The organism is Nonomuraea sp. NPDC050022, assembly GCF_044460705.1.
In the GTDB taxonomy this organism is placed as follows: domain Bacteria; phylum Actinomycetota; class Actinomycetes; order Streptosporangiales; family Streptosporangiaceae; genus Nonomuraea.
Map to the genome: position 1 here is coordinate 1,014,694 of NZ_JBITKE010000003.1, position 23,656 is coordinate 1,038,349.

Here is a 23,656-nt window from a genome sequence, read left to right on the forward strand (position 1 = left end):
CGGGCGAGGCCGCGGGGCGTCTCTTGCGCGCGCCGCCGGGCAAGACGAGTAACCTTGGACAGGTTCTCTAACATCAACGCCGATCTGCGGAAGAGGGCGATTTCCGCCGTGTCGTCTGAGTCGTCGCGGACAAACCCGCTGGCAAGCTTTGGACAGAACGAGTGGCTTGTCGACGAGCTGTACCAGAAGTACCTCCAAGATCCTGAGTCTGTGGACCGGGCTTGGTGGAACTTCTTCGCTGACTACAACCCTGATTATGGACCGGGCAGAATGCCCGCCAAGGAGGCGGCGAACGGCACAGCGACCGCTCCGGCTCCCATGGCGGCTCCACCCAAGGCTGCACCGACTGCCCCGGTCCCCGATGTCAAGCCGAAGCAGCCTGCGGCCCCGGTGCCCGCGGGCGCCGAGGAAGTCAAACTGCGCGGTGCCGCCGCACGCACCGCCGCCAACATGGACGCCTCGCTCGTCATTCCGAGCGCGACCAGCGTCCGGGCCATCCCGGCCAAGTTGCTCATCGACAACCGCATTGTGATCAACAATCACCTCAAGCGGGGACGCGGCGGCAAGGTCTCCTTCACGCACCTGATCGGCTATGCCGTCATCAAGGCGCTGCGGGCCATGCCGGAGATGAACTACTCCTACACCGAGGTCGACGGCAAGCCGACCCTGGTCAAGCCGCAGCACGTAGGGCTCGGCCTGGCCATCGACGTCCAGAAGAGCAACGGCGAGCGGCAGCTCATGGTGCCTTCCATCAAGGGCGCCGAGGACATGGACTTCCGCCAGTTCTGGATGGCCTACGAGGAGGTCGTCCGCAAGGCCCGCTCGGGCAAGCTCGGGGTCGACGACTTCGCGGCCACCACGATCTCGCTGACCAACCCCGGCACGATCGGCACCGTCCACTCGGTCCCGCGCCTGATGCCCGGGCAGGGCACGATCATCGGCGTCGGCGCGATGGAATACCCGGCCGAATACCAGGGCGCCTCGCCCGACACGCTCTCGCGCCTGGCCGTCTCCAAGGTCATGACGCTGACCAGCACCTATGACCACCGGATCATCCAGGGCGCCCAGTCGGGTGACTTCCTGCGCACGATCCACCGGCAGCTGCTCGGCGAGGACGGCTTCTACGACGAGATCTTCGAGGCGCTGCGGATCCCCTACGAGCCGGTCCGCTGGGTCCAGGACATCTCGGCCTCGCACGATGACGACGTGGCCAAGTCCGCTCGGGTGATCGAGCTGATCCACGCCTACCGCGTCCGCGGCCACCTCATGGCCGAGACCGACCCGCTGGAGTACAAGCAGCGCAAGCACCCCGACCTCGACATCCAGTCCCACGGCCTGACGCTGTGGGACCTGGAGCGCGAGTTCGCCACCGGCGGCTTCGGCGGCCGGCCACTGATGAAGCTCCGCGAGATCCTGGGCGTGCTGCGCGACTCCTACTGCCGCACGGTCGGCATCGAGTACATGCACATCCAGAACCCCGAGGAGCGGGCCTGGATCCAGGCGCGGGTGGAGAAGCCGCACGCCTCCCCGGCCCGTGACGAGCAGCTCAACATCCTGAGCCGGCTCAACACGGCCGAGGCCTTCGAGACGTTCCTGCAGACCAAGTTCGTCGGGCAGAAGCGCTTCTCGCTGGAGGGCGGCGAGTCCCTGATCCCGTTGCTCGACTCGGTGATCAGCGACGCCGCCGACGAGGACCTCGACGAGGTCGTCATCGGCATGGCCCACCGCGGCCGGCTCAACGTCCTGGCCAACATCGTCGGCAAGTCCTACGGGCAGATCTTCGGTGAGTTCGAGGGCAACATCGACCCGCGCACCGCGCACGGCTCGGGCGATGTGAAGTACCACCTCGGCGCGTCGGGCACCTTCACCGCTCCCAGCGGCAAGACGATCGCCGCCTCCGTGGTGGCCAACCCGTCTCACCTGGAGGCGGTCGACCCGGTGCTCGAAGGCGTCGTCCGCGCCAAGCAGGACCTGCTGGAGCGCGGCGAGGAGGGCTTCACGGTCCTGCCGGTGCTCATCCACGGCGACGCGGCCTTCGCCGGCCAGGGCGTCGTGGCCGAGACGCTCAACCTGTCGCAGCTGCGCGGCTACCGCACCGGCGGCACCGTGCACGTGGTGGTCAACAACCAGGTCGGCTTCACGACATCGCCCGCTTCGTCCAGGTCGAGCGTCTACGCGACCGACGTGGCCCGGATGATCCAGGCGCCGATCTTCCACGTCAACGGCGACGACCCCGAGGCCGTCGTCCGCGTGGGCGAGCTGGCCTACGAATACCGCCAGGCGTTCCGCAAGGACGTCGTCATCGACCTGATCTGCTACCGCCGCCGCGGCCACAACGAGGGCGACAACCCCGCCTTCACCCAGCCGCTGATGTACGACCTGATCGACGCCAAGCGCTCCACTCGCAAGCTCTACACCGAGGCGCTGATCGGCCGGGGCGACATCACGGTGGAAGAGGCCGAGCAGGCGCTGCGCGACTACCAGGCCAAGCTGGAGCAGGCGTTCACCGAGACCCGCGAGGCGGCGAAGAAGCCGCCGGAGGCGGGCGCGATGCGGGTGCCGCCCGCTGAGGTGATCAAGTGGTCGCACAACGACACGCCGACCGAGATCACCGACGAGACGCTCAAGCGGATCGTCGACACCCAGCTCAACCTGCCCGAGGGCTTCACGCCGCATCCGCGCCTGGCGCCGGTGCTGCAGCGCCGTGGCCAGGCGGTCGAGCAGGACGCGATCGACTGGAGCATGGGTGAGACGCTGGCCTTCGGCTCGCTGCTCATCGATGGCCACCCGGTCCGCGTGGTCGGCCAGGACACCCGGCGGGGCACGTTCACCCAGCGCCACGCGGTGCTGGTCGACCGGGTGACCGGCGAGGACCACACCCCGCTCAAGGTCTTCAACCAGGGCACCACGAAGTTCTACATCTACGACTCGCTGCTCAGCGAGTTCGCGGCGCTGGGCTTCGAGTACGGCTACAGCGTCGTGCGTCCCGACGCCCTGGTGGCCTGGGAGGCCCAGTTCGGCGACTTCGTCAACGGCGCCCAGACGATCATCGACGAGTTCATCTCGTCCGGTGAGCAGAAGTGGGGCCAGAGGTCGGCTGTCGTGCTGCTGCTGCCGCACGGCTTCGAGGGCCAGGGTCCCGACCACTCCTCGGCCCGCATCGAACGGTTCCTGCAGGTCTGCGCGCTCGACAACATGACGGTCGCGCAGCCGTCCACTCCGGCCAACTACTTCCACCTGCTCAGGTGGCAGGTCGAGTCGGGCAGGCGCAAGCCGATGGTCGTCTTCACGCCGAAGTCGCTGCTGCGTCACAAGCGGGCGGTCTCGAAGGCGTCCGACTTCACCTCGGGCACCTTCCAGCCGGTCCTCGGCGACACCATCGTCGAGCCGGGCAAGGTCACCAAGGTCGTGCTCTCCTCGGGCAAGATCTACTACGACCTGCTCGACCGGCGGGAGAAGTCGGGCCGCGACGACGTCGCACTGGTCCGTCTGGAGCGGCTCTACCCGTTCCCGGCGGAGGAGCTCGCCGCCGAGCTCTCCCGCTACGGCTCGCAGGTCGAGCTGGTGTGGGCGCAGGACGAGCCGGTCAACATGGGGCCGTGGCCTTACCTCACGCTCAAGCTGGCCGAGGACCCGGATCTGCTGAACGGCCGCGCGCTACGTCGCGTCTCGCGGACGCCCAACAGTTCGCCCGCGACCGGCTCGCACTCCTCCCACGACAACGAGCTCGAGGGGATCTTGAGCGAGCTGTTCGGCTAGTCAGCCAGTCGCCTCACCGCATGAGCCCTCGCCGTTATCGGCGGGGGCTCACTGCTGAAAGCCTCACCACATGAACCCCCGCCGCTATCGGCGGGGGCTCACTACTGAAAGCCTCACCACATGAACCCCGCTCCTATCGGTGGGGGCTTGCTGCTAAAATTGGCAGTTACTAACAGCTAATTAGCTGCTAGTAACTGCTAAATCTGGCAGGTGATCGTGCGCCGACCCCAGCAGCCGCCACCATGGCGGGAGCTCTGGCTGGAAGCCGACAGCCTCTGGCTCCTGTCGGCGGTCGACTCGTCGGAGCGCTACCTGCCCTGGGACGAGATCCGCCACCGCACCCCGCCCGCCGGGCTCACGCACGAGCAGTGGTGGCTCGGGCTCAAGATGGCCCGACTCGGCATGCGCCGCGATCTTCCCCTTGTCGACGCCGGCGGCCTGTCGTTCACCTACGCGCTGCCGGACGACGTCCTTCGGGGGGTCGAGGCGCTCAACCGGGATCTCAGCGGCCGCATCGGCATGCCGGAGCCGGTGACCGATCCGCTGACCCGTGATCGCTACCTGGTCAGCTCGCTGATCGAGGAGGCCATCACCTCCAGCCAGCTGGAAGGCGCGGCGACCACGTACCTGGTGGCCAAGGAGATGCTGCGTAGCGGCCGCAGTCCGCAGACCGTCGACGAAGTCATGATCCGCAACAACTACGTCGCGATGCGCCGGATCGGCGAGATGCGCGATGAGGCGCTCACTCCGGCGCTGATCTGCGAGATCCAGCGGATCGTCACCGAGGGCACACTGCGCAACCCGACCGCGGCCGGGCGCTTCCAGCTGCCCGGCGAGGAGCGGGTGGTCGTCGCCGACACCTACGGTGACGTCCTGCACATCCCTCCTGCGGCCGAGCAGCTGCCCGAGCGGATCCAGCGACTGTGCGACTTCGCCAACGGCACGTCGCCGACCGCGTACGTCCCACCGGTGATCAGGGCGTTGACCGTGCACTTCATGCTCGCCTACGACCACCCGTTCGAGGACGGCAACGGAAGGACCGCGCGGGCGCTGTTCTACTGGTCGATGCTCAACCAGGACTACTGGCTGACCGAGTTCATCTCCATCTCCCGCATCCTGAAGAACGCCCCCGCGCGCTACGGGCGCAGCTTCCTCCACGTCGAGCAGGACGAGAACGACCTCACCTACTTCGTCCTCTACCAACTCGACGTGTTGCGCAGGGCGGTCGACGACCTCCACGCCTACCTCGGCAGGAAGGCGGCGCAGACCCGCGAGGTACGGGCGAGCCTGGCGCGCAGCCGTACCGGCGACTTCAACGCCCGCCAGATCGCCCTGCTGACGCACGCCACCCACCACCCCTTGGCCGAGTACACCGTCGCAGGCCACGCACGAAGTCACAAGATCGTCTTGCAGACCGCGCGGACCGATCTGCGCGAGCTCGAGCAGCGCGGCCTGCTGACTAAAGTCAGACGTGGACGCGCCGATGCCTGGACCCCAGCCGGCGACCTGACGACGCGGCTGCGCGACTGATGAATGGAGAGCGATGTACTTCACCGACCGGGGGATCGAGGAGCTGGTCGAGCGGCGTGGCGAGGAAGAGGTCAGCCTGCTGTGGCTGGGTGAGCGGCTGCGTGAGTTCGTGGACCTCAATCCCGAGTTCGAGACGCCGGTCGAGCGCCTGGCCACCTGGCTGGCCCGGCTCGACGACGAAGACGACTGACGCGGCGCGCCGCACCGGACCCTCGTGACCGATAAGCCGGAGGCGTTCCGGACCCTCGCGACCGATGAGACGGAGTCGCGTCGGATCCTCGCGGCCGATGAGAAGCACGAACGGCGCGACCTGCCCGCCACACGCGATACATCTTGAGTTTTCGACAGACGCGACATATCGTGTCTTGTGTAGACGTGTCGTCGGAAGGGACAGGCATCATGCGGCAGTGGACGATCGAGCGGCCGGAGCAGCTGACGTTCGGCTCGGTGACCGCGCTTGACGTGCGGATCGTCGCGGGACGAGTGGCCGTGCTGGCCACCGACGGACCACCGACACTGGAGGTGGCCGAGATCGACTCCGCTCCGCTGATCGTGACCTACGACGAGGAGAGCGGGGAGCTCAGCGTCGCCTACAAAGACCTCACCTGGGAGGGCATACTCGGCTGGCTGCGGCGCGACCGGCGCAAGAGCGTCCTGACGCTCGCGGTGCCCAAGAAGTGCACGGTCAACGTGGGAGTCGTCTCCGCCTCGGCGGTGGTCGCCGGGTTCGAGAAGGCGACCCAGGTCAGGAGCGTCTCCGGGGACATCGTGCTCGACGGGGTGAGCGGCGACGTGAGCGCCACGACCGTCTCGGGCACCGTGGAGAGCCGGGCGATGGACGGCGACCTGGCGTTCAAGAGCGTCTCGGGCGAGCTCACCGTCGCCGACGGCACGCCGCGCCGCCTGCGCGCCAACACCGTGTCCGGACGGATCACCGCCGATCTGGAGCTGCGCCCGACCGGATATGTGACCTTGAACAGCGTGTCCGGTGACATCCTGGTCAGGCTGCCCGAGAACGTGGAGGCGGACGTCAGCATGCGATCCACCTCCGGCAGGCTGGTCAGCACGTTCGAAAACCTGTCAGACGCGGGCCGCCCGGGCAACAAGTCGGTGTCCGGACGGCTGGGTGGTGGCATGGCCTCGGTGACAGCGACGACCGTCTCCGGCGAGGTCACGTTGCTCAAGGGAGAGAAGCGATGAGCCCTGTCTTCGGTCACGGCCGGCTCCGGCTGTACCTGCTGAAGCTGCTGGAGGAGAGCCCTCGGCATGGCTACGAGGTCATTCGCCTGCTGCAGGACCGCTTCCTCGGCGTCTACTCGCCCTCCCCCGGCACGATCTACCCGCGTCTGGCCCGCCTGGAGGAGGAGGGCCTGGTGACGCACGAGGTGATCGAGGGCAAGAAGGTGTTCTCGATCACCGACCGGGGCCGCGACGAGCTCAACGCTCGCCTGGACGAGCTCGACGACCTGGAGCAGGAGATCTCCGCCTCGGTGCGCGACATCGCGCGCGAGGTGAAGGAGGACGTCCGCGAAACGGTCAAGTCGCTGCGCGACGAGCTCACCAAGATGGCCAAGGACGTCCGCACCGGCGTCGCCGACGACCCCAGGCGCGTGCGCGACCAGCAGAAGGCCAACATCCAGCGGCTCAAGGAGCAGCAGAAACGCCAGTGGATGGAGCACGCCACCAACTGGCAGGACCAGGGCGAGCGGATCACCGGCGAGTGGCGCAGGATCTGGTCCGAGGTCTGGAGCACGCTGGGGGGCGCGCCGCCCAGCCGCGCCGAACTCGACGCCGAGTTGGGCGAGCGCCTGGCCGACTTCGTCGAGCAGGTGCGCCGCGAGGCGTCGGCCGCCCCGCTCACCCGCAAGGCGATCGACGAGGTACGCGCCACTCTCGACGAGGCCGCCCGGCAGATCCGCGACTCACTGAAACCCTGACCCCGACGGGTCAATACGCCGGGCGAAGGGCCCGCTCCAAGCCGCGCAGGCCCCGGGCGCTAGGCCGAGCGGAGGGCCTGCTCCAAGCCGCGCAGGCTTCGGGCGGCCTTCCGGGCGTGATAGGCGATCGGCATATACCGCAGCCGCTCCGGCAGGCGCGGGGCGATCACCGCCACCGCCCGCCCGAGCTGCCGCAGCCGCCACTCGTCCCGCGCCGACCAGGGCAGATCCAGCTTCTTCCGTACGATGGGCGGCAGCGTCCCCACCGTCACGAAGTAGTTGAACTCCCCCGATCCCACCCCCACCGGCGCCCAGAGCCGGCGCAGCGGCCGGGGCAGCCCGGGCGGCATCGGGGTCCCCCGCATAACGGCGAGCACGTCGATCGCCGTCGGATGCGGCTCCAGCCGCTCGGCCGCCATCTCGTCGAAGTAGCACCAGAACTCCTCGACGGTCGCGGGCATCTCCCGCTCCGGGACTCGCAGGATCGCCCCCAATTGCCGCGACTCTTCGTAGAGCCGCCGTTCAGCGTCTTCGGTGTAGGGAGTGCCGAAGTAGCGATTGAGAGTGACGAAGCGCTCGAACAGCGACAGGTGCACCCAGGCCCAGGCCGCGCCGTTGAGCGCGTGGTAGGACCTGCCCCGCTCGTCCACCCCACTGATCGGCTTGTGCAGCTCACGCAGCCGCTCACCCTCCGCCAGGCCGCCCACTCCGCCGTACACCCATTTCTGGACCGAGGTGAGCGTGCGGTGGAGCCGGCCCCACGGGTCCTGCTTGTACGTGGAGTGCCTGGCGACGGCCGCGCCCACTGCGGGGTGCATGGTCTGCAGGACCAGCGCGCTGCCCGCCACGAGCAGGTTGCGGTATTCACCGGCGGTTTCCCAGTGCAACGAGCCTGGGCCGAACGGTTCGACGTCCATGACGGCGCCTCCCGGGTGATACAACCTCACCTTCTTTGTATCATCCCGGGTGCGCATAGGTAACCCTTCACTTATTCAGCGCGTAAAGACGATTTTCCCAAATATGTCGCCTTCAGCCAGGGCGGCGAAGCCGTCGCGGGCCTCGGTCAGCGGCATCGTCCGATCGATGACCGGCCGCAGCCCGGTCTGCTCCAGGAACACGGCCAGCCGCTGAAGCTGGTCACGCGTGCCCATCGTGGAGCCGATCACCGACAGCTGAAGGAAGAACACTCGGTTCAGGTCGGCGGGCGGGACCGCGCCGCTGGTGGCGCCGCAGACCACGATGCGTCCGCCGGGCTTGAGTGACTTGAGCGAATGGTCCCAGGTGGCCTGGCCGACGGTCTCCATGACGGCGTCGACCCGTTCGGGCAGCCGCGCGCCGGGCTCGAACACCTGGTCCGCGCCGAGCTTGGCGGCCTGCTCCCGCTTGGCGGCCGAGCGACTGGTCGCCCAGACCCGGTAACCGCCCGCCCGGCCGAGCGCGATGAGCGCGGTGGCGACCCCGCCACCGGCGCCCTGCACGAGCACGGTCGAGCCGGGCTCGAGACCGGCCTTGTCGAACAGCATGCGGTAGGCGGTCAGCCAGGCCGTGGGCAGGCAGGCGGCCTCCTCGAAGCTGAGCGCGGCCGGCTTGGGCACCAGGTTGCGGCGCGGCACGACGACCCGGTCGGCGAACGTGCCGTCGTGGACCTCCGACAGCAGCGAACGCTTGGGGTCGAGCGTCTCGTCGGCCCCGGAGCCGATCACCGAGTGCACGATGACCTCGTTACCGTCGGCGTCCACCCCCGCCGCGTCGCAGCCGAGCACGATCGGCAGCCGGTCCTGCCTGATGCCCACGCCTTTGAGCGTCCACAGGTCATGGTGGTTGAGGGCGGTCGCCCGTACGGTGACGGTCGTCCAGCCGTCCGGGACCTGCGGGTCCGGATGCTCGCCGAGCGTCAGCCCGGCGAGAGGATTGTCGGGATCGGTCTGTGAGGCGGTTACGGCGAACATGGCCGCACCTTACTTCAGGGTGATCCGGATCCCGGCGATGGCCTGCTGGACGAAAGCGCGCGAGCCCGAGGCGACGATCTGCACATCGCCCCTGCATACGGTACGGATGGGCCGCTTGAGGCCGTTGATCGCCGACGGCGTCCTGGCCTTTTTCCGGCAGTTGGGGGTCGGGATGAACACGACCATGTCGCCGGTCCCGCCGCCGAACCAGAGCTGCGGCCCGACCGGTTCGCCCTGGACGCTCTCGCCCGGCTTCGCCAGACGGATCGAGCCACCGCCACTCAGGACGAGGTAGCCGTCCTTGCCGACCTTCCCGCGCAGGCCCTTGGCCGTCGCCAGCCGATCTTCGAAGGTCAGCCCCTCCCGCCGGTCGTACATCGCCAGCCGCCACTTGCCGAACGCGAACATCAGCACCTGCCCGGCCGCGCCGACACCCGGCGGGCCCGGCCAGAGCGTGACGTTGGGCGTGAGGTTCCTGATCGGCTGAGCACCCCTGGAGATCTCCATCTCACCGCCGTAGGGGGCATAGAACCCGCGGTATTGCCCGGCGATCCAGGCCCCCTGGAACGGCCGCGCGCCCAGCTCGTTGAGCCGCAGCTCGGCGGGGTAGCGAACCGCCGCCCGCGTCCCATCGGGGAACATCACCGCGATGACCTCCTTGCCGCCCTTGGCCTTGACCGGTGCGCTCACCACGTTGGGCGCGCCCTCGATCCTGGTCAACGACCGGATGGGCTGCGGGGCAGGGGTCGATGTCGGCGGCGCGCGATCCGGCTCGGGGTCGCGGCTGGCCAGCAGGCTGACGACGGGGACCGCCAGCAGCACCGCCACCACACCGATCCCGACCCACCGGCGCCGACCACGGGCGCCCGCCTCGATGACGTCGAACTGATCGGCCACGGACATCCCCTGCCGAGGAGTGCTGTTTTACTCCCCAGTTCAATTGAGGGGATGCCGCCAGCGCAAGCCCTGGAACTTGGCGAAATCAGCGTCACAGGTCACGAATTCACAACCGTGCTCGATGGCCAGTGCGGCGAGATAGGCGTCGGGCAGGAGCTTGCCGGTGGCGCCCGACGAACGGCAGATCTTGGCGAAGATCTCCCAGTGTCTCGATCCGGCGTTCACCAGGACGGCATGCGGCTGGTTGCGGACGCTCTCCGCGAACTTGACGGCTGTCTCGAACGAGGTGCTCTGCGGAATGCGGTGGTTGGTCACGACCCGCAGGAAACCGTTGATCACGAAGTCGCTGACCGCATAGGCCTCGTCACCATTGACGAGCTCCTCGACGAGGGTCAGGCACTCGTCATGGTGCTCGGTGTCGCGGCGCTGCGCGTTGACCAGGATGTTGACGTCAGGCATCCGCATCGCGGCCTCCACAGCGCGCCATCTTCGCCAGCTCGTGCTCCACGAAGTCCGCTTCCATCAGCTCCTTGATCTCGGCCCAGGTGAGCTTGGGCCCGGCCACAGCGCCGGACACAGGGAGCTCCACCCGAGGCCGGGCGGCCGTTTCCGTGGAGCGGTTGAGTAGTTGTCGCAAAGCGTCCTCCATCACTGAGGTGAGACTGCGTCCGTTTCGTGCCGCGTACGCCTTGGCCTCGTTGAGGAGTGCGTCGTCGATCCGCACCGTGGTCCTCCGCATGACACCAGCATCCGCCGCAGACATAAAAATGTCAACAGCAGATAGTAATCGCGCGGTCACAATTCTTGCACAGTCTTTAACCTCACCAGAGCGCCACATTGACCTTCCCGTCGGACGCCAGCCGCACCCGCTGACCGACCAGTTCCCTGGACATGGCGTCCCCCAGGAGTTCGGCCTCCAGCACGTGGGCATGAGCGCGCCCCCCGCCCGGCAGGTCCACGACGAGGATGCCCTTCTCCGGCGCCCCGTCGCGCCCATGCGCCACCGTGTAACCGGCCACCGTGGCGGGACCGTCGTACAGGGCGACGATCTCCACCGGGTCGGCGGTGAAGACAGGCGCGGCATCGCCCAGGGTGCCGCCCGGGTCCGTGGACCAGATCGCGTACGTGTGCTTGGTCAGGTGCATGCCGACCCCCGTCACCAGCCCGTGGCCCTGCTGGGCGCGCAGCAGCCCGGCCATGGTGGCCGTCGAGTGCAGGACGTAGTCGCTGGAGGGGCCGCCCGCGTACGGCAGGCCGCCGGTGACCGTCAGGCCGCGCCGGTCGAGCGGGTCCAGCTTGATCGCGTCGCACGCCTGCCGCAGCGCGATCGCGAAGCAGCTGTAGAGGTCGAGCGCGTGGATGTCGTCGAGGCCCAGCCCGGCCCGCGTGAACGCGGCCTCGGCGGTGCGCCCGATGGCCTGCGAGGCGCCGAGCGCGGGCCGCGCCGCCACCTCCCACGTGTCCTCGCCATAAGCCCAGCCGCGCAGGTACACGCGCTGATCGCGCGGTACGCCGAGCCGGTCGGCCAGTCCGGCGGCGACCAGGACGACGGCCGCCGCCTGATCGACCTCCCCCACGGCCACGGTGTTGCGTGTGTACGGCCACCCGATGAAGCGGTTGCCGGTAACCAGTTCCTCCGGGGTTCGAGCAGTACGCCGCCAGGCGTGCGGGTTCGCGGCGGCGACTTCGGTCATCGGCGCCATCATCCGCCCCCGGTCCACCATTTCCTCATTTATCGACATACCGAGGGACGCGCGGCGGGCCGTCTCCATGATCGGGTAGGTGTGGACCGGCATGAACAGCTCGTGGGCCAGCTCCGCCGGATGCGGCGGGCGTTCCCAGCCGTAGGGCGGCCTGGGATCGGCCGGATGGCTCCACGGCACGTGCTCGCCCGCCTGCCGGTAGGCCCGACGCGTGGCCAGCGCCTCGGCGCCGGCGATCAGCGCCGAGTCGAGCTCCCCCGCCGCGATCCGGCCCGCGGCCTCGCCGATGAGGAGTTGCGGGGCCGTACCGCTGACCATGGAGTAGGCCCGGTGCCGGGGCGCGGCGCCGAGGCGGTCGGCGAGCCGGCCGACCGGGGAGTCGTACTGCCACGAGTCGGTATAGACGAGCTGGATCGAGTCGAGTCGCTCGACCGGCAGCCGCGCCTCGCGAGCCGCCTCGCGCGCGACGTCCTCCCACAGGTCGAGTGGCTCCGGGCCCGGCTGGTCGCGAACGGTGCGCTGGGCCGTACCTATGAGACAGGGGGTGCGTGGATCCATGTCACCCATCTAACCAGAATAACATTCGGTTGATAAGCGGTGGCATTTGATAATCACTGTTACCAGTGGTGCCAGTGGAAATTAACACCGACCTTGACCTGGTGAAATGCTTTCTAGGAATACATGCGATCCGGTTATTTCCATAACGGAATGGAGCCGGGCCAGACTTTTTCACATGGTTTCCTGGCCGTCGGGTTGCGCCATTCATTAACGTTCCGAACGTTTTCCTGGCCCACCGGGGCGCAGTACCCCGCTCTGGGCCGCCGAGAACTGAGAGGAGCTTCATGTATTCCCGAGCAAGGCACATCGCGATCCCGCTCGCCGGTCTGACGGCCATCGGCCTGGCCGCGGGGATGGTCGGCAGCACCGCCGCCAGCGCGACCCCACCCTCCGACGTCGTGTCCAAGAACGCGGCCACTCCCGCGGAGCAAGCGGTCCAGTTCTGGACGCCTGACCGCATCAAGCGGGCGGCCGACTACGACGCCAACCTCGACGCGCGTTCCAACGGCGTCAAGGGCGTCAACTCCACCCCCGACGGCCCGCCCGGATCCGTCCCCCCGATCGGCGAGGAGAAGACCAAGAACGTTAAGGGCAAGAGCATCAAGAGCAAGCAGGTCAACCTGCCCAACACGGTCGGACGCGTGTTCTTCACGCTGCCGGGGTCGAACCCGGCGAACCCGGCGAGCTGGCGGTACTGCTCGGCCAGTTCCGTACAGGGCAAGTACCGCAACCTTGTGGCAACGTCGGCCCACTGTGTCTACGACACCAAGAAGGACACCTTCTACGACAACTGGATCTTCATCCCGTCGTACTGGGACGGCGACAACGCCTGGGAGGGCAAGGCTCCCTACGGCATCTACGCCGCCAAGACGTTCAACGCGCATGACGATTTCGTGGTGAAGGAGGACTACGACTACGACTACGCGTTCGTCAACGTCTACAACGGAATCAAGGTCAAGTGGGAGAAGGTCAACGACAAGTGGCAGTGGACGCGGAAGAACGTCGGCCGCCTCGGTGACAACGTCGGCGGCCAGGGCTTCACTTGGAACCGCGGCACCAAGGCGAACGTGTTCTCCTTCGGCTACCCGGCGGGCGAGCACCCCGACGGCGACAAGCCGTTCACCGGCCGCACGATGAAGTGGTGCTACGGCAAGACGGCCCCGATGCCCGCCGCGCCGAAGTACAACCTCCAGGAGCACATCGGCCTCAAGTGCACCTTCACCGCCGGCGCCAGCGGTGGACCGCTCCTGTACAGCTACAAGAGCTCCACCCGGACCGGTTACCTGATCGGTGTCAACAGCGTCGCGTGGGACACCGACGGTAACGACCGCTACGACCACATCTCGTCGCCGTACTTCAACACCGACACCTACAACGTGTACAAGGCCGCCGCGAACCGGTGGACCGGCAACATGCCGTAGCAACCGACCCTAGGCCCCGGCTACTCCCGGCCGGGGCCCTTCTCACGCGTGATCAAGAAACACACAGGAAAGGCGGATGGACAACGAAGTCGGCTCATGTACTATGCCTCTGACATGCGGAAACGATCCTCACATGGATCGGAGACGCTATCCGGATCGAACCCCTTGACGCACTCCTTATGGGACACAAGTCACGCTTGATCAGATAACGAATCTCCATCCGAGCTGCAATACAGTGAGTGATCTGGAAAAATCCATCGTTACACCCCCAGAAGTACTAACCCCCAAAGGCAAGGCATTTCCATGATCCCCCGGGCATGGCACCTGGTAGCGGCTGCGCTCAGCGCGCTGCTGATGCTGCCTGCCCTCGCGGGGACCGCCTCGGCCGCGCCGAACAGCCGGGTCTACTCGGTCACGCTGGCCAAGTCTGCGGCGGACATGAAGAAGGTCGCCGAATACTGGAAGCCTGACCGGCTCAAGAATGCCGACCAGTACAGCCCCGCCACGCCGGCCTCGCAGTCCTCGCCCACCTCCAAGACCGCCTCCGGGGGCGGCCAGATCGTCCCAGCGATGAGCCCGCGGATCGTCCCGGCGAGGAGCCCGCAGATCCTGCCGACCGTCGGACCCGCCCTCCCGAAGGACAGCGCGGCCGCCAAGACCATGGGCAAGGTCTTCTTCCGCTTCGGTGACAAGGAATATTGGTGCTCGGCCAGCTCGATCGCGGCCAAGAACCGCAGCGTGGTGGCGACCGCCGGACACTGCGCGTACGACTCGCGCCAGGGCAAGCCCGCCGATTACTGGATCTTCGTCCCCAATCCGGGTCCCGGTGGGGCGACGCCCGACGGCATCTACGTGGGCGCGTCGATCAGCATGCACGAGGACTGGCCGGGCAAGGGCGACTACGACTTCGACTACGCGTTCGTGACCGTGCACCGCGGCTTCAAATGGGTCGAGAAGAGCGGCCAGCTCGCCATGCAGGATGTCGGCCGTCTGCAGGACAACGTCGGCGGGCAGGGCCTGACGCTCGGCAAGGGCCTGGCCCTCACGATCACCGCCTTCGGCTACCCGGCGGGCCCGCAGCCCGACGGCAGCCACCCGTTCGACGGCAAGACGCTGAAGGTCTGCTCGGGGAGCACGAGACGCACGGTCGCCCCCAGCCTCGACCTTCAGTACGGCGTGCAGCTCCAGCCGTGCGACTTCAGCGCCGGCGCCAGTGGCGGCCCCTGGTTGCTCAACTTCCAGCCTGCGCAGAAGCTCGGACTCCTCACCGGGATCAACAGCCTGACCTGGAACAGAGACGCCAAGGGCGGTTATGACGCGGTGTCCTCGCCGACCTTCAACGCCACGACCGGCGAGGTCTACCGACGCGCCGCAGGGCTCGCAACACCGCAAAATGTGACGTAAGTTACACCCAGCGTATCGCCACCCCGAGTGATCAGCCGGTTTCACATCTCAAGATGGTTACGGCCATGATCGTTGCGCTTTACGGCAGTTACGGGTAATTCCCACGACCAGAGTCAGACCGATAGGTTCCCGCCTGTCCGTTTGCTGCATTCTGGGGTGCACGAGGCGCCCCGCGTCTGGAGTTTTACCTTGAAGCGCATCCTTCTCCCGGCCGGTAGCGCCGTCCTGGCGACCGGCCTCCTGGCCGCCGGCCTGGCAGGCACCGCTCAGGCACAAGGCGACATCGCCACCGACCCCATGGCCCGCAACACGCAACAGGCCTCCTCGGTCGCGTCCTTCTGGGCCGCGTCGAACTTCGCCGCCCTCCGCTCCGCCACCGCGTACACCTGGGACGCCAAGGAAGTCAGGAAGGTCGTCTCGAAGGGCGGCTACAGCCCCGACGGCAACCCGGGCAGCGCCACTCCCATCGGGGAGGAGAAGAAGGCCCCCGGCAAGGCCCAGAACGTGAACATGCCCAAGACGCTCGGCAAGGTCTTCTTCGTCGACGGCAAGGGCAAGTTCCGCTACTGCTCGGCCACGTCCATCCAGTCGAACTACCGCAACCTGGTCGCCACGGCCGGCCACTGCGTCTACGACACCGACAGCAACAAGGCGCTGCTCGACAACTGGGTCTTCGTGCCCGGCTACTACGAGGGCAAGGCCCCGTTCGGGATCTACGTGGGCAAGCAGGCCTTCACCCACACCGACTTCGACGTGTACGAGGACTACGACCGCGACTACGCGTTCGTGACCGTCTACAACGGCATCTCCTTCAACGGCGTCAAGCAGGTGACCAAGAAGGAGTACGACGGCTTCGTCGGCCCCAAGCGGAACTGGGGCGGGCGCTTCTACATCCTGCTGTCCAAGGACGCCGGCCGTCTCGGCGACGTCGTCGGCGGCCAGGGCGTGTCCTGGAACCAGCCCACGGGCAAGCAGGTCCGCGCGTTCGGCTACCCGGCCGGCCCGCACCCCGACGGCAACAAGCCCTACAGCGGCGTGACGCCGAAGTGGTGCTACAACAAGACCACCGCCAAGGCCGTAGGCGCTCCGTGGCTGAAGATCGAGGAGCACATCGGCCTCAAGTGCGCCGTGACTCCCGGCTTCGACGGCGGCCCCTGGCTGGCCAACTACAGCAACGGCAAGCGTCTGGGCTACGTCAACGGCGTGACCAGCACCTTCGCCGACCAGGACGGCAACGACCGCATCGACTACATCACCTCGCCGTACTTCGACGGTGAGACGGCCTCTGTGTACAACTCGGCCAAGAACACGTGGTCGGGCAAGATCGTCGGCCCGAACGGCGAGCTGTACAAGTAACCACTCAACACCCCAAAAGGGGCTCGGCCGGGTTCGGCCGAGCCCCTTTTGCGTGCTCCCACAAGATCATTTATGCGGATTTGGCGATATTAGACGGGGCTCGCGCCAATCTGGTTCCTGTGATCTGAATCACATTGAGTCGCCTACTCGACGTGACGCACCGCTCACCGCCCATCCGCGCCACCCTGCGCATACCCAGCGAAAACGTGGTCTATCGATCACTTTCCGCGAAGATCTCTGACTGGTAACAGGACGGTCACAGCGGTAAGGCGGGCTTCCAGATGCCCCAGAACGGCTTTTACCTGCGGAGATCACCACGCTATGTTCCTTGCTATCCCTTTACTGACGCATGGGACGCGTGTTGCGACCCACGACAGAGCAAGGAGCAGTTCCCTTGAAGCGCATCCTCATCCCCGCCGGTGGCGCCATCCTGGCTACCGGCCTTCTGGCTGCCGGCCTCGCCGGTACGGCCACGGCCGCCAGCGACGTAGCCTCCGACCCGATGGCGAAGAGCGCCGCTGACGCCAAGGCCATCGCGGACTTCTGGTCGGCGACCAACAACGCCGCCCTCAAGGCCGCGAAGGAGTCCAACGTCTGGGACTCCGGCGACGTCGCCAAGCTGCAGAGCAAGGGCGGCTACAGCGCCGACAGCAAGCCTGGCTCGTCCGTCCCGATCGGCCAGGAGAAGAAGACCTCCGCCAAGGTCCAGAACGTGAACATGCCGAAGACCATCGGCAAGGTGTTCTTCGTCAACAGCAAGGGCGAGAAGAAGTGGTGCTCGGCCACTTCGGTCCAGTCGAAGTACCGCAACCTGGTCGCCACGGCCGGTCACTGCGTCTACGACACCGCCACCAACTCGGACGTCATGTCCAAGTGGGTCTTCGTGCCCGGCTACTACCAGGGCAAGACGCCGTTCGGGATCTACGTGGGTAAGCAGGCCTTCACCCACTACGACTTCGACGTGTACGAGGACTACGACCGCGACTACGCGTTCGTGACCGTGTACAACGGCATCCAGCTCGGTGGCGGTACCGCGAAGAAGGTCTCCAAGGCCGACTTCGAGAAGTACCAGGGCATCAAGGACGCCAAGGACGTCGAGATCTCGCGGGACGAGTTCCGCAAGTGCAAGCTCGACCCGACGTCGATCGAGGCGTGCTGGGCCAAGCGCGGCTCCGACGCCGAGGCGACGGGTCCGGACTTCCCCGGCGCCGAGGTCACCAAGGTCGAGGTCACCCAGGCCAAGTACAAGGCCGCCCGCGTGGGCAAGGGCAACGGTTTCAAGTTCGGTGAGCCCGTTACCGAGATCGTGACCGACGCCCAGGCCGCCGCGTACAAGAAGGCTGCCGAGAGCAACGCCGACAAGTACCCGGGCACCGTCGTTCAGGACGCTCGTGGCAACTGGACCATCACGCACTACTACGTGCAGCAGTGGTACAAGCCCGGCACGGCGACCAAGTTCTACAAGACCGAGTTCTTCATCATCGAAGGCGCTGCCAAGGACGTCGGTCGCCTGGGTGACGTCGTGGGCGGCCAGGGCGTGTCCTGGAACCAGCCCACGGGCAAGTACGTCCGCGCGTTCGGTTACCCGGCTGCGCCGCACCCCGACGGCCACAAGAACTACACGGGCATCACGCCCAAGTGGTGCTACGGCAAGACCAGCAAGAAGGTCGTCGGCTCGGCCGCCAAGAAGATCGAAGAGCACGTCGCGCTCAAGTGCGCGATGACCGAGGGCGCCGACGGTGGTCCTTGGCTGCTCAACTACAGCAACAGCAAGCGTCTCGGCTACGTGAACGGTGTCACCAGCACCTTCAACGACCAGGACGGCAACAAGCGAGTCGACTACATCTCCTCGCCGTACTTCGACGGTGAGACCGCTGCGGTGTACAAGTCCGCGGCGAACGTGTGGTCCGGCAAGATCATCTAAGTGACGCACAGCGACCGTTTTTAGGACGGTGCGCACAGCGGTAACTCGCGAAGGGCCCGGCATCGCCGGGCCCTTCGGCGTTCCAGGACAAATCTGAAGGGCGTTTGGACGCATGGGGCGCTCGGACGGTGCCATCAAGTCGATGTGATCTGCATCACATCAGCCGACTGGCGGTCGGGAGGCCGGCACTGGAGCCACCGCAGCCACACTGACAACTTCCTTATGTTGATCTGCGGAAACGGTGTCATCCGGCACTTCCGGCAAGTCATCCTCTATCGCGACTTAAACATCACAGAACGATCACGCCGGACTTAGGGCTGTTTTTCCCTCCAAAGCAGCTACCTAACTTCAAGATCGACACTGTATGTTCCTGGCTATCCCTTTACTGACGCATGGGGCGCAAGAAGCGCTCCACGACAGACCAAGGAGTTACCTTGAAGCGCATCCTCCTCCCCGCCGGTGGCGCCATTCTGGCCACCGGTCTGCTGGCTGCCGGCCTCGCCGGCACCGCTGCGGCCAACGCGAGCGGCGACGTCGCGTCCGACGCTCTGGCGAAGACTCAGGCTCAGGCAGAAGAGACCCTGGAGTTCTGGACCAAGTCGAACAACGCGGCGCTGACGCAGGCTGTGGCCTTCAACCCCGACTCCCTCGAGGTTGAGAAGATCTCCCGTGGTGGCGGTTATAGCGCCGACACCAAGCCGGGCTCCTCCGTGCCGATCGGCGAGGAGAAGAAGGTCGCCGTCAAGTCCCAGAACGTCAACATGCCGAAGACCATCGGCAAGGTGTTCTTCGAGGGCCGCGACGGCAAGCTCTACTACTGCTCGGGTACCTCGGTCCAGTCGCAGTACCGCAACCTGGTCGCCACGGCCGGGCACTGCGTCTACGACATCGCCGGCAACGACGAGGTCGTTTCGCGCTGGGTCTTCGTCCCGGGTTACTACCAGGGCAAGACGCCTTACGGTGTGTACGTGGGCAAGCAGGCCTTCACGCACTACGACTTCGACGTGTACGAGGACTTCGACCGCGACTACGCGTTCGCGACCGTGTACAACGGCATCGGTGGCGCTCTGCACCAGCCGACCAAGGTGGACATCGCCACGTACAAGAACTACACGGGCGAGAAGTTCACCAAGGACGTCGAGGTCTCCCGCGAGGAGTACCGCAAGGGCCGCCTCGACCCGAAGACCGCTGACTACTACTCGCGCGTTCGTGGCAGCAAGGCCGAGGCCACTGGTCCGGACTTCCCCGGCGCCGAGGTCACCAAGGTCGAGGTTCCCGGCTCCGTGTACCAGGGCGCCAAGACCGGCCCCGGCAACGGTAACAAGTTCGGCGAGCCCGTCGTCGAGAACGTTACCTACAACGACGCCGTCAAGTACATCCTGGGTCAGAAGCCGTCCTGGAAGCCCGGCGACGCGCTTCCGGCTCCGACCGAGGAGTTCCCGGCGACCGTCGCCCTGGACGAGCGCACCAACTCCACCCTGACCCACTACTACGTGCAGCAGTGGTTCAAGCCGGGCACGGACCGCAAGTACATCCGTACCGACTTCTACACCGTTGCTTCTGCGCTCAAGGACGTCGGTCGCCTCGGCGACAACGTCGGCGGCCAGGGCGTTGCGTGGAACCAGGCTCCGGGCAAGGTCGTTCGCACCTTCGGGTACCCCTTCGGCCCCAACCCTGACGGTAGCAAGCCCTACACCGGTGTTACGCCGAAGTGGTGCTACGGCAAGACCGCCAGCAAGGTCGTCAAGATCCCGGCCCGCAAGGTCGAGGAGCAGCAGTCGCTGAAGTGCGCCGTCACCGCCGGTTACGACGGTGGCCCGTGGCTGGCGAACTACAGCAACGCCAAGCGTCTCGGCTACGTCACCGGTGTCACGAGCCTCATCGTCGACCTCGATGGCAACAAGCGCTACGACACGATCACCTCGCCGATCTTCGATGGCGAGACCGCCGCGATCTACAAGGCCGCTGCGGCCTCGTGGTCCGGCAAGCTCGTTAAGTAGTTAGCTGAACCGAACGAGGATCTAGGTCATCGTTCACCTGCTTCACCGAAGGGCCCGGCATCCTGCCGGGCCCTTCGGCCTTTTCTTGCACAAACCATGCCATGACCTGGTACTCCACCATTTCTGTAACACTCCTGAACAATCTGTTACCAGAGTGACCAGAGGGTCGATAGGGTCTCAACACCTGCTTGTTAACCTTGTGGAGATCCCCAGTGAAGCGCCTGCTCGTCCCCCTGACCGCCGCCAGCCTGAGCGCCGCCGCCCTCACCCTCCCCGCCAACGCCGCCGCCCCCGACTGGGTACAGGACCCGCTCGCCCCCAAGGCCGCCGAGGCCTACAGCAACGCCTACTTCTGGCTCGACGCCAACGGTGCCGCCCTCAAGAAGGCCACGCAGTACAACGTCGACGCCAAGGACGTCCAGAAGCTGGTCTCCACGCAGGCGAAGGCGCCCGACGGCAAGCCCGGCTCGGCCTCCCCCACCGGCACCACGCCCGCCGCCACCAAGACCAAGGCCGTGAACCTGCCCAAGACCATCGGCAAGGTCTTCTTCCTCGACAGCGGCGGCAACTACCGCTGGTGCTCGGCCACCTCCGTCCAGGCCAGGAACCGCAACCTGGTCGCCACGGCCGGCCACTGCGTCTACGAGCGCGGCAAGGACGTCTTCCGCAAGTGGGTGTTCGTCCCCGGCTACTACCAGGGCAAGGCGCCATTCGGCGTGTACGCGGGCGCCTACGCGTTCACCACCTACGACCTCGACACCTACGACGACTACGACGGCGACTTCGCGTTCGTGGCCGTGCACAACGGCTTCGCGCTCCCCAACGACAAGAAGGTGTCGTTCAAGGAGTTCCAGGAGTGGCGTGGCGACAAGTGGGTCAAGCCGGTTGAGATCAGCCCCGTCGAGTACGCCAAGTGCGTCCTGACGCTCGGCAACTGCTGGTCCGAGGGCGCCGACACCCCGGCCGACAAGGTGGGCCCCGACTACCCCGGCGCGGTCCTGGAGAAGGTCGAGGTCGGTAAGAAGGAGTACGACGACGCCAGGACCGGCAAGGGCAACGGCTTCAAGTTCGGCGCGCCCGAGACGCTCCCCGTGACGCAGCTGGAGCACGCCGCCTACAAGGGCCTGGGAGAGAAGGGTGTCGACAAGCTCGGCAACTACTCCATCACCCACTACTACACGCAAAAGTGGGTCAAGCCCGGCACCTCGCGCAAGTTCTACAAGGCCGAGTACGTCATCGGCATCGCCAAGGACCTCGGCCGCCTCGGTGACATCGTCGGCGGCCAGGGCGTCGCCTGGAACCAGCCCATGGGCCAGACCGTCACCGCCTTCGGCTACCCCAGCGCCCCCCACCCCGACGGCGACAAGGCCTTCACCGGCGTGACGCCCAAGTGGTGCGCCGGCAAGACCGGTACGAAGACCTACCAGGTCAACACCTTCAAGGTCGAGACGCACCAGGTGCTGAAGTGCTCCATGACCCCCGGCGCCGACGGCGGCCCCTGGCTGATGAAGTACGACAACAACAAGCGCACCGGCTACGTCAACGGCGTGACGAGCATGTTCCACGACCAGGACGGCAACGGCCGGATCGACTTCATCAGCTCCGCCTACTTCGACGGCGAGACCGCTGACGTCTACAACAAGGCCCAGTACGCCGAGACCAAGTCGATCGTCGGCCCCAACGGCGAGATGATGCAGTAATAGATAGGAACAGAACGAGCCCGTCGCCGGAGATCCGGCGGCGGGCTCATCTAATAGAGGAAGGCTCAAACAGCGGATAGCTCGCGCAGCGCCCGCACTGCGGGTTCGCTCTTGTACGGCTCCAGCCGCCGCCGCAGGTCGGCCGCGTACGAACGAGACCGCACCGACTGCAGCTCACCGGCCAGCTTGAACGCGGTCTCCGCCACCTTGCACGCCTCCTCCAGCTCCCCGCACTGCAGCAACCCGGCCGCCAGGAGCGACAGGTTGAACATCCGCCCGCGCACATAGCGGCCGTCCATGTCGAGCGAGCGGTGCGCCTGCCGCACGACCCGCTCCCCCTCCCCCAGATCGCGGAAGCAGTGGGCGAACTTGGCCGACAGGTACGCCTCGTCGAAGTAGCTCAGCCAGGCCGGCTCGTCGGCGGGAGCCCGCGAGTCGAAGGCCACCTCCGCCGCGTGCAGCGCGTTGCCGCAGGAGCGCGCGTCGCCGAGGCCCGCCTGAGCGTGCGCCTCCAGCACCAGGCCGGAGCACAGCAGGGTGTGGACGCCCGCGCGGCGGGCCGAGAGCTGGGCGGCCCTGGCCAGGTCGAGCGCGTGGGCGTGCTGGCCCATGTAGATGGCCTGGTGCGCCATGCCGGCCAGGATCTCGCCGCCCAGCGCGTGATCGTCGGCGCCCTGAGCCAGGCGCAGCGCCTGGATCAGGTAGCGCTGGGCCAGGCCGTGCTGCTCCAGGTCGTAGGCCATCCAACCGGCCAGGCGGGTCAGCTCCGCGGCGGCCCCGGCCAGTTGCCTGCCCGTGGCCTCGCCGTAGGCGCCCTCTTTGAGCAGCGGCGAGACCGCGGTGTCGAGGTATTTGATGACCGACGCGCGGACACGTCCGCTGCCGAATCTGTTGTCGAGCTCACCGAACGAACGGGTGACCTCGTGGATCGCGGTGATGTCGGCCCTGCCGACGCGGCGTGCGCCGGAGCCGCCCGGGCGTTCCTCCGGCGGGGCCGTCAGCCAGCGGACGGCCCCTACCGAGCCCGCACCAATCGCGAAAGTCGAATCGATCAGGAAGCGCCGCCTCTCCATATCGGCCCGCCACAGCGCCGTCACGGTCGCGACCCCCTCCTTCCACGTGTGCGTGAACTCCTGTCCGAGATCCAGGGGTGTAACGATGGCCGGCATGCCCACCTCCACGGGGGAGAAGGGCCTGCCGAGCCGGAGTGCGAAAATCTCGGTAAGGAGGCACGGCACAGGGTCCCGAGGCCGCTGACCACCGATCCAGCGCAGCACGGAGCTGTGGTCGTACTTCAGGCCAGGGGTGCCACGCGCGGCTCCCAGGTCGTTGAGGCGCCTGGCCAGCCCCTTGTGAGAGAAGCCGGCCTCCGCGATCAGCTGCTGTAGCAGTCGATTGGGCTCGCGTTCCATCGCTCTCCTCGCGGCAACAGGAGTCTGCGCCCGCATCCTTACAGAGAGCCCTCTTTATAGCACGGAGAGTAAAGGAAATTTGGCGGTTCCCTGAGGAAGTGCAGGT

General features: G+C 66.7%; 18 protein-coding genes. 11 read left to right on the forward strand and 7 right to left on the reverse strand.

The genetic code is table 11. The features are described 5' to 3' along the window. Nucleotides 1-108 precede the first annotated feature (108 nt). From ACIBO2_RS16170 to ACIBO2_RS16190, 5 genes are all read left to right on the forward strand, one after another. A complete protein-coding gene (locus ACIBO2_RS16170) occupies nucleotides 109-3,759 on the forward strand; it encodes a multifunctional oxoglutarate decarboxylase/oxoglutarate dehydrogenase thiamine pyrophosphate-binding subunit/dihydrolipoyllysine-residue succinyltransferase subunit (protein ID WP_358538880.1) in 3,651 nt (1,216 codons plus the stop codon). A 210-nt stretch (nucleotides 3,760-3,969) separates the two neighbouring features. After that, nucleotides 3,970-5,289 (forward strand): Fic family protein, encoded by a 1,320-nt coding sequence (locus ACIBO2_RS16175; RefSeq protein ID WP_397297588.1) that lies wholly within the window; start codon nucleotides 3,970-3,972, stop codon nucleotides 5,287-5,289. 13 nt (nucleotides 5,290-5,302) lie between these two features. Next, entirely contained in the window at nucleotides 5,303-5,479 is a 177-nt protein-coding gene (locus ACIBO2_RS16180; protein WP_225301873.1) for a DUF6104 family protein, read from the forward strand. Between the two features lie 209 nt (nucleotides 5,480-5,688). Further along, nucleotides 5,689-6,489 carry a DUF4097 family beta strand repeat-containing protein gene (locus ACIBO2_RS16185; protein WP_358538874.1) on the forward strand — a complete coding sequence of 267 codons (801 nt, stop codon included), beginning with the start codon at nucleotides 5,689-5,691 and terminating at the stop codon, nucleotides 6,487-6,489. Then, nucleotides 6,486-7,226 carry a helix-turn-helix transcriptional regulator gene (locus ACIBO2_RS16190; RefSeq protein ID WP_358538872.1) on the forward strand — a complete coding sequence of 247 codons (741 nt, stop codon included), beginning with the start codon at nucleotides 6,486-6,488 and terminating at the stop codon, nucleotides 7,224-7,226. Before ACIBO2_RS16185 ends, ACIBO2_RS16190 begins: the two co-directional genes overlap by 4 nt. Nucleotides 7,227-7,285: 59 nt before the next feature. Here the strand turns inward: ACIBO2_RS16190 and ACIBO2_RS16195 are convergent, their stop codons facing one another. From ACIBO2_RS16195 to ACIBO2_RS16220, 6 genes are all read right to left on the reverse strand, one after another. Then, nucleotides 7,286-8,143 carry an oxygenase MpaB family protein gene (locus ACIBO2_RS16195; protein ID WP_358558298.1) on the reverse strand — a complete coding sequence of 286 codons (858 nt, stop codon included), beginning with the start codon at nucleotides 8,141-8,143 and terminating at the stop codon, nucleotides 7,286-7,288. 75 nt (nucleotides 8,144-8,218) lie between these two features. Next, nucleotides 8,219-9,175, reverse strand: coding sequence for a zinc-binding dehydrogenase (locus tag ACIBO2_RS16200; protein ID WP_358558295.1), 957 nt, complete (start codon nucleotides 9,173-9,175; stop codon nucleotides 8,219-8,221). Between the two features lie 9 nt (nucleotides 9,176-9,184). After that, on the reverse strand, nucleotides 9,185-10,072 hold the full coding sequence (locus tag ACIBO2_RS16205; RefSeq protein WP_358558292.1) for a hypothetical protein: 888 nt from the start codon (nucleotides 10,070-10,072) through the stop codon (nucleotides 9,185-9,187). A gap of 39 nt (nucleotides 10,073-10,111) precedes the next feature. Further along, nucleotides 10,112-10,537 (reverse strand): type II toxin-antitoxin system VapC family toxin, encoded by a 426-nt coding sequence (locus tag ACIBO2_RS16210; protein ID WP_358558289.1) that lies wholly within the window; start codon nucleotides 10,535-10,537, stop codon nucleotides 10,112-10,114. Continuing rightward, complete coding sequence (locus ACIBO2_RS16215) at nucleotides 10,524-10,796, reverse strand: DUF6364 family protein (protein ID WP_363996137.1); 273 nt, start codon at nucleotides 10,794-10,796, stop codon at nucleotides 10,524-10,526. Before ACIBO2_RS16215 ends, ACIBO2_RS16210 begins: the two co-directional genes overlap by 14 nt. A gap of 97 nt (nucleotides 10,797-10,893) precedes the next feature. After that, a complete protein-coding gene (locus ACIBO2_RS16220) occupies nucleotides 10,894-12,342 on the reverse strand; it encodes an acetyl-CoA synthetase (RefSeq protein ID WP_397297592.1) in 1,449 nt (482 codons plus the stop codon). Nucleotides 12,343-12,617: 275 nt separating this feature from the next. Between ACIBO2_RS16220 and ACIBO2_RS16225 the strand changes: the two genes are divergently transcribed. The 6 genes from ACIBO2_RS16225 to ACIBO2_RS16250 all read left to right on the forward strand — a co-directional run bounded on the left by ACIBO2_RS16225 (nucleotide 12,618) and on the right by ACIBO2_RS16250 (nucleotide 22,138). Then, nucleotides 12,618-13,754 (forward strand): trypsin-like serine peptidase, encoded by a 1,137-nt coding sequence (locus ACIBO2_RS16225; protein ID WP_397297594.1) that lies wholly within the window; start codon nucleotides 12,618-12,620, stop codon nucleotides 13,752-13,754. A 303-nt stretch (nucleotides 13,755-14,057) separates the two neighbouring features. After that, entirely contained in the window at nucleotides 14,058-15,158 is a 1,101-nt protein-coding gene (locus ACIBO2_RS16230; protein ID WP_397297596.1) for a trypsin-like serine peptidase, read from the forward strand. Nucleotides 15,159-15,347: 189 nt separating this feature from the next. Then, nucleotides 15,348-16,514, forward strand: coding sequence for a hypothetical protein (locus tag ACIBO2_RS16235; RefSeq protein ID WP_358557351.1), 1,167 nt, complete (start codon nucleotides 15,348-15,350; stop codon nucleotides 16,512-16,514). A 394-nt stretch (nucleotides 16,515-16,908) separates the two neighbouring features. Continuing rightward, the gene (locus ACIBO2_RS16240; RefSeq protein ID WP_397297598.1) at nucleotides 16,909-18,438 is read left to right on the forward strand and encodes a trypsin-like serine peptidase; all 1,530 of its coding nucleotides are present in this window, start codon (nucleotides 16,909-16,911) and stop codon (nucleotides 18,436-18,438) included. Between the two features lie 434 nt (nucleotides 18,439-18,872). Further along, complete coding sequence (locus tag ACIBO2_RS16245) at nucleotides 18,873-20,438, forward strand: trypsin-like serine peptidase (protein WP_397297600.1); 1,566 nt, start codon at nucleotides 18,873-18,875, stop codon at nucleotides 20,436-20,438. A gap of 212 nt (nucleotides 20,439-20,650) precedes the next feature. Then, on the forward strand, nucleotides 20,651-22,138 hold the full coding sequence (locus tag ACIBO2_RS16250; RefSeq protein WP_397297602.1) for a hypothetical protein: 1,488 nt from the start codon (nucleotides 20,651-20,653) through the stop codon (nucleotides 22,136-22,138). A 65-nt stretch (nucleotides 22,139-22,203) separates the two neighbouring features. Here ACIBO2_RS16250 and ACIBO2_RS16255 read toward each other — a convergent pair whose 3' ends face one another. Beyond that, entirely contained in the window at nucleotides 22,204-23,550 is a 1,347-nt protein-coding gene (locus ACIBO2_RS16255) for a hypothetical protein (RefSeq protein WP_397297604.1), read from the reverse strand. Nucleotides 23,551-23,656 lie beyond the last annotated feature (106 nt).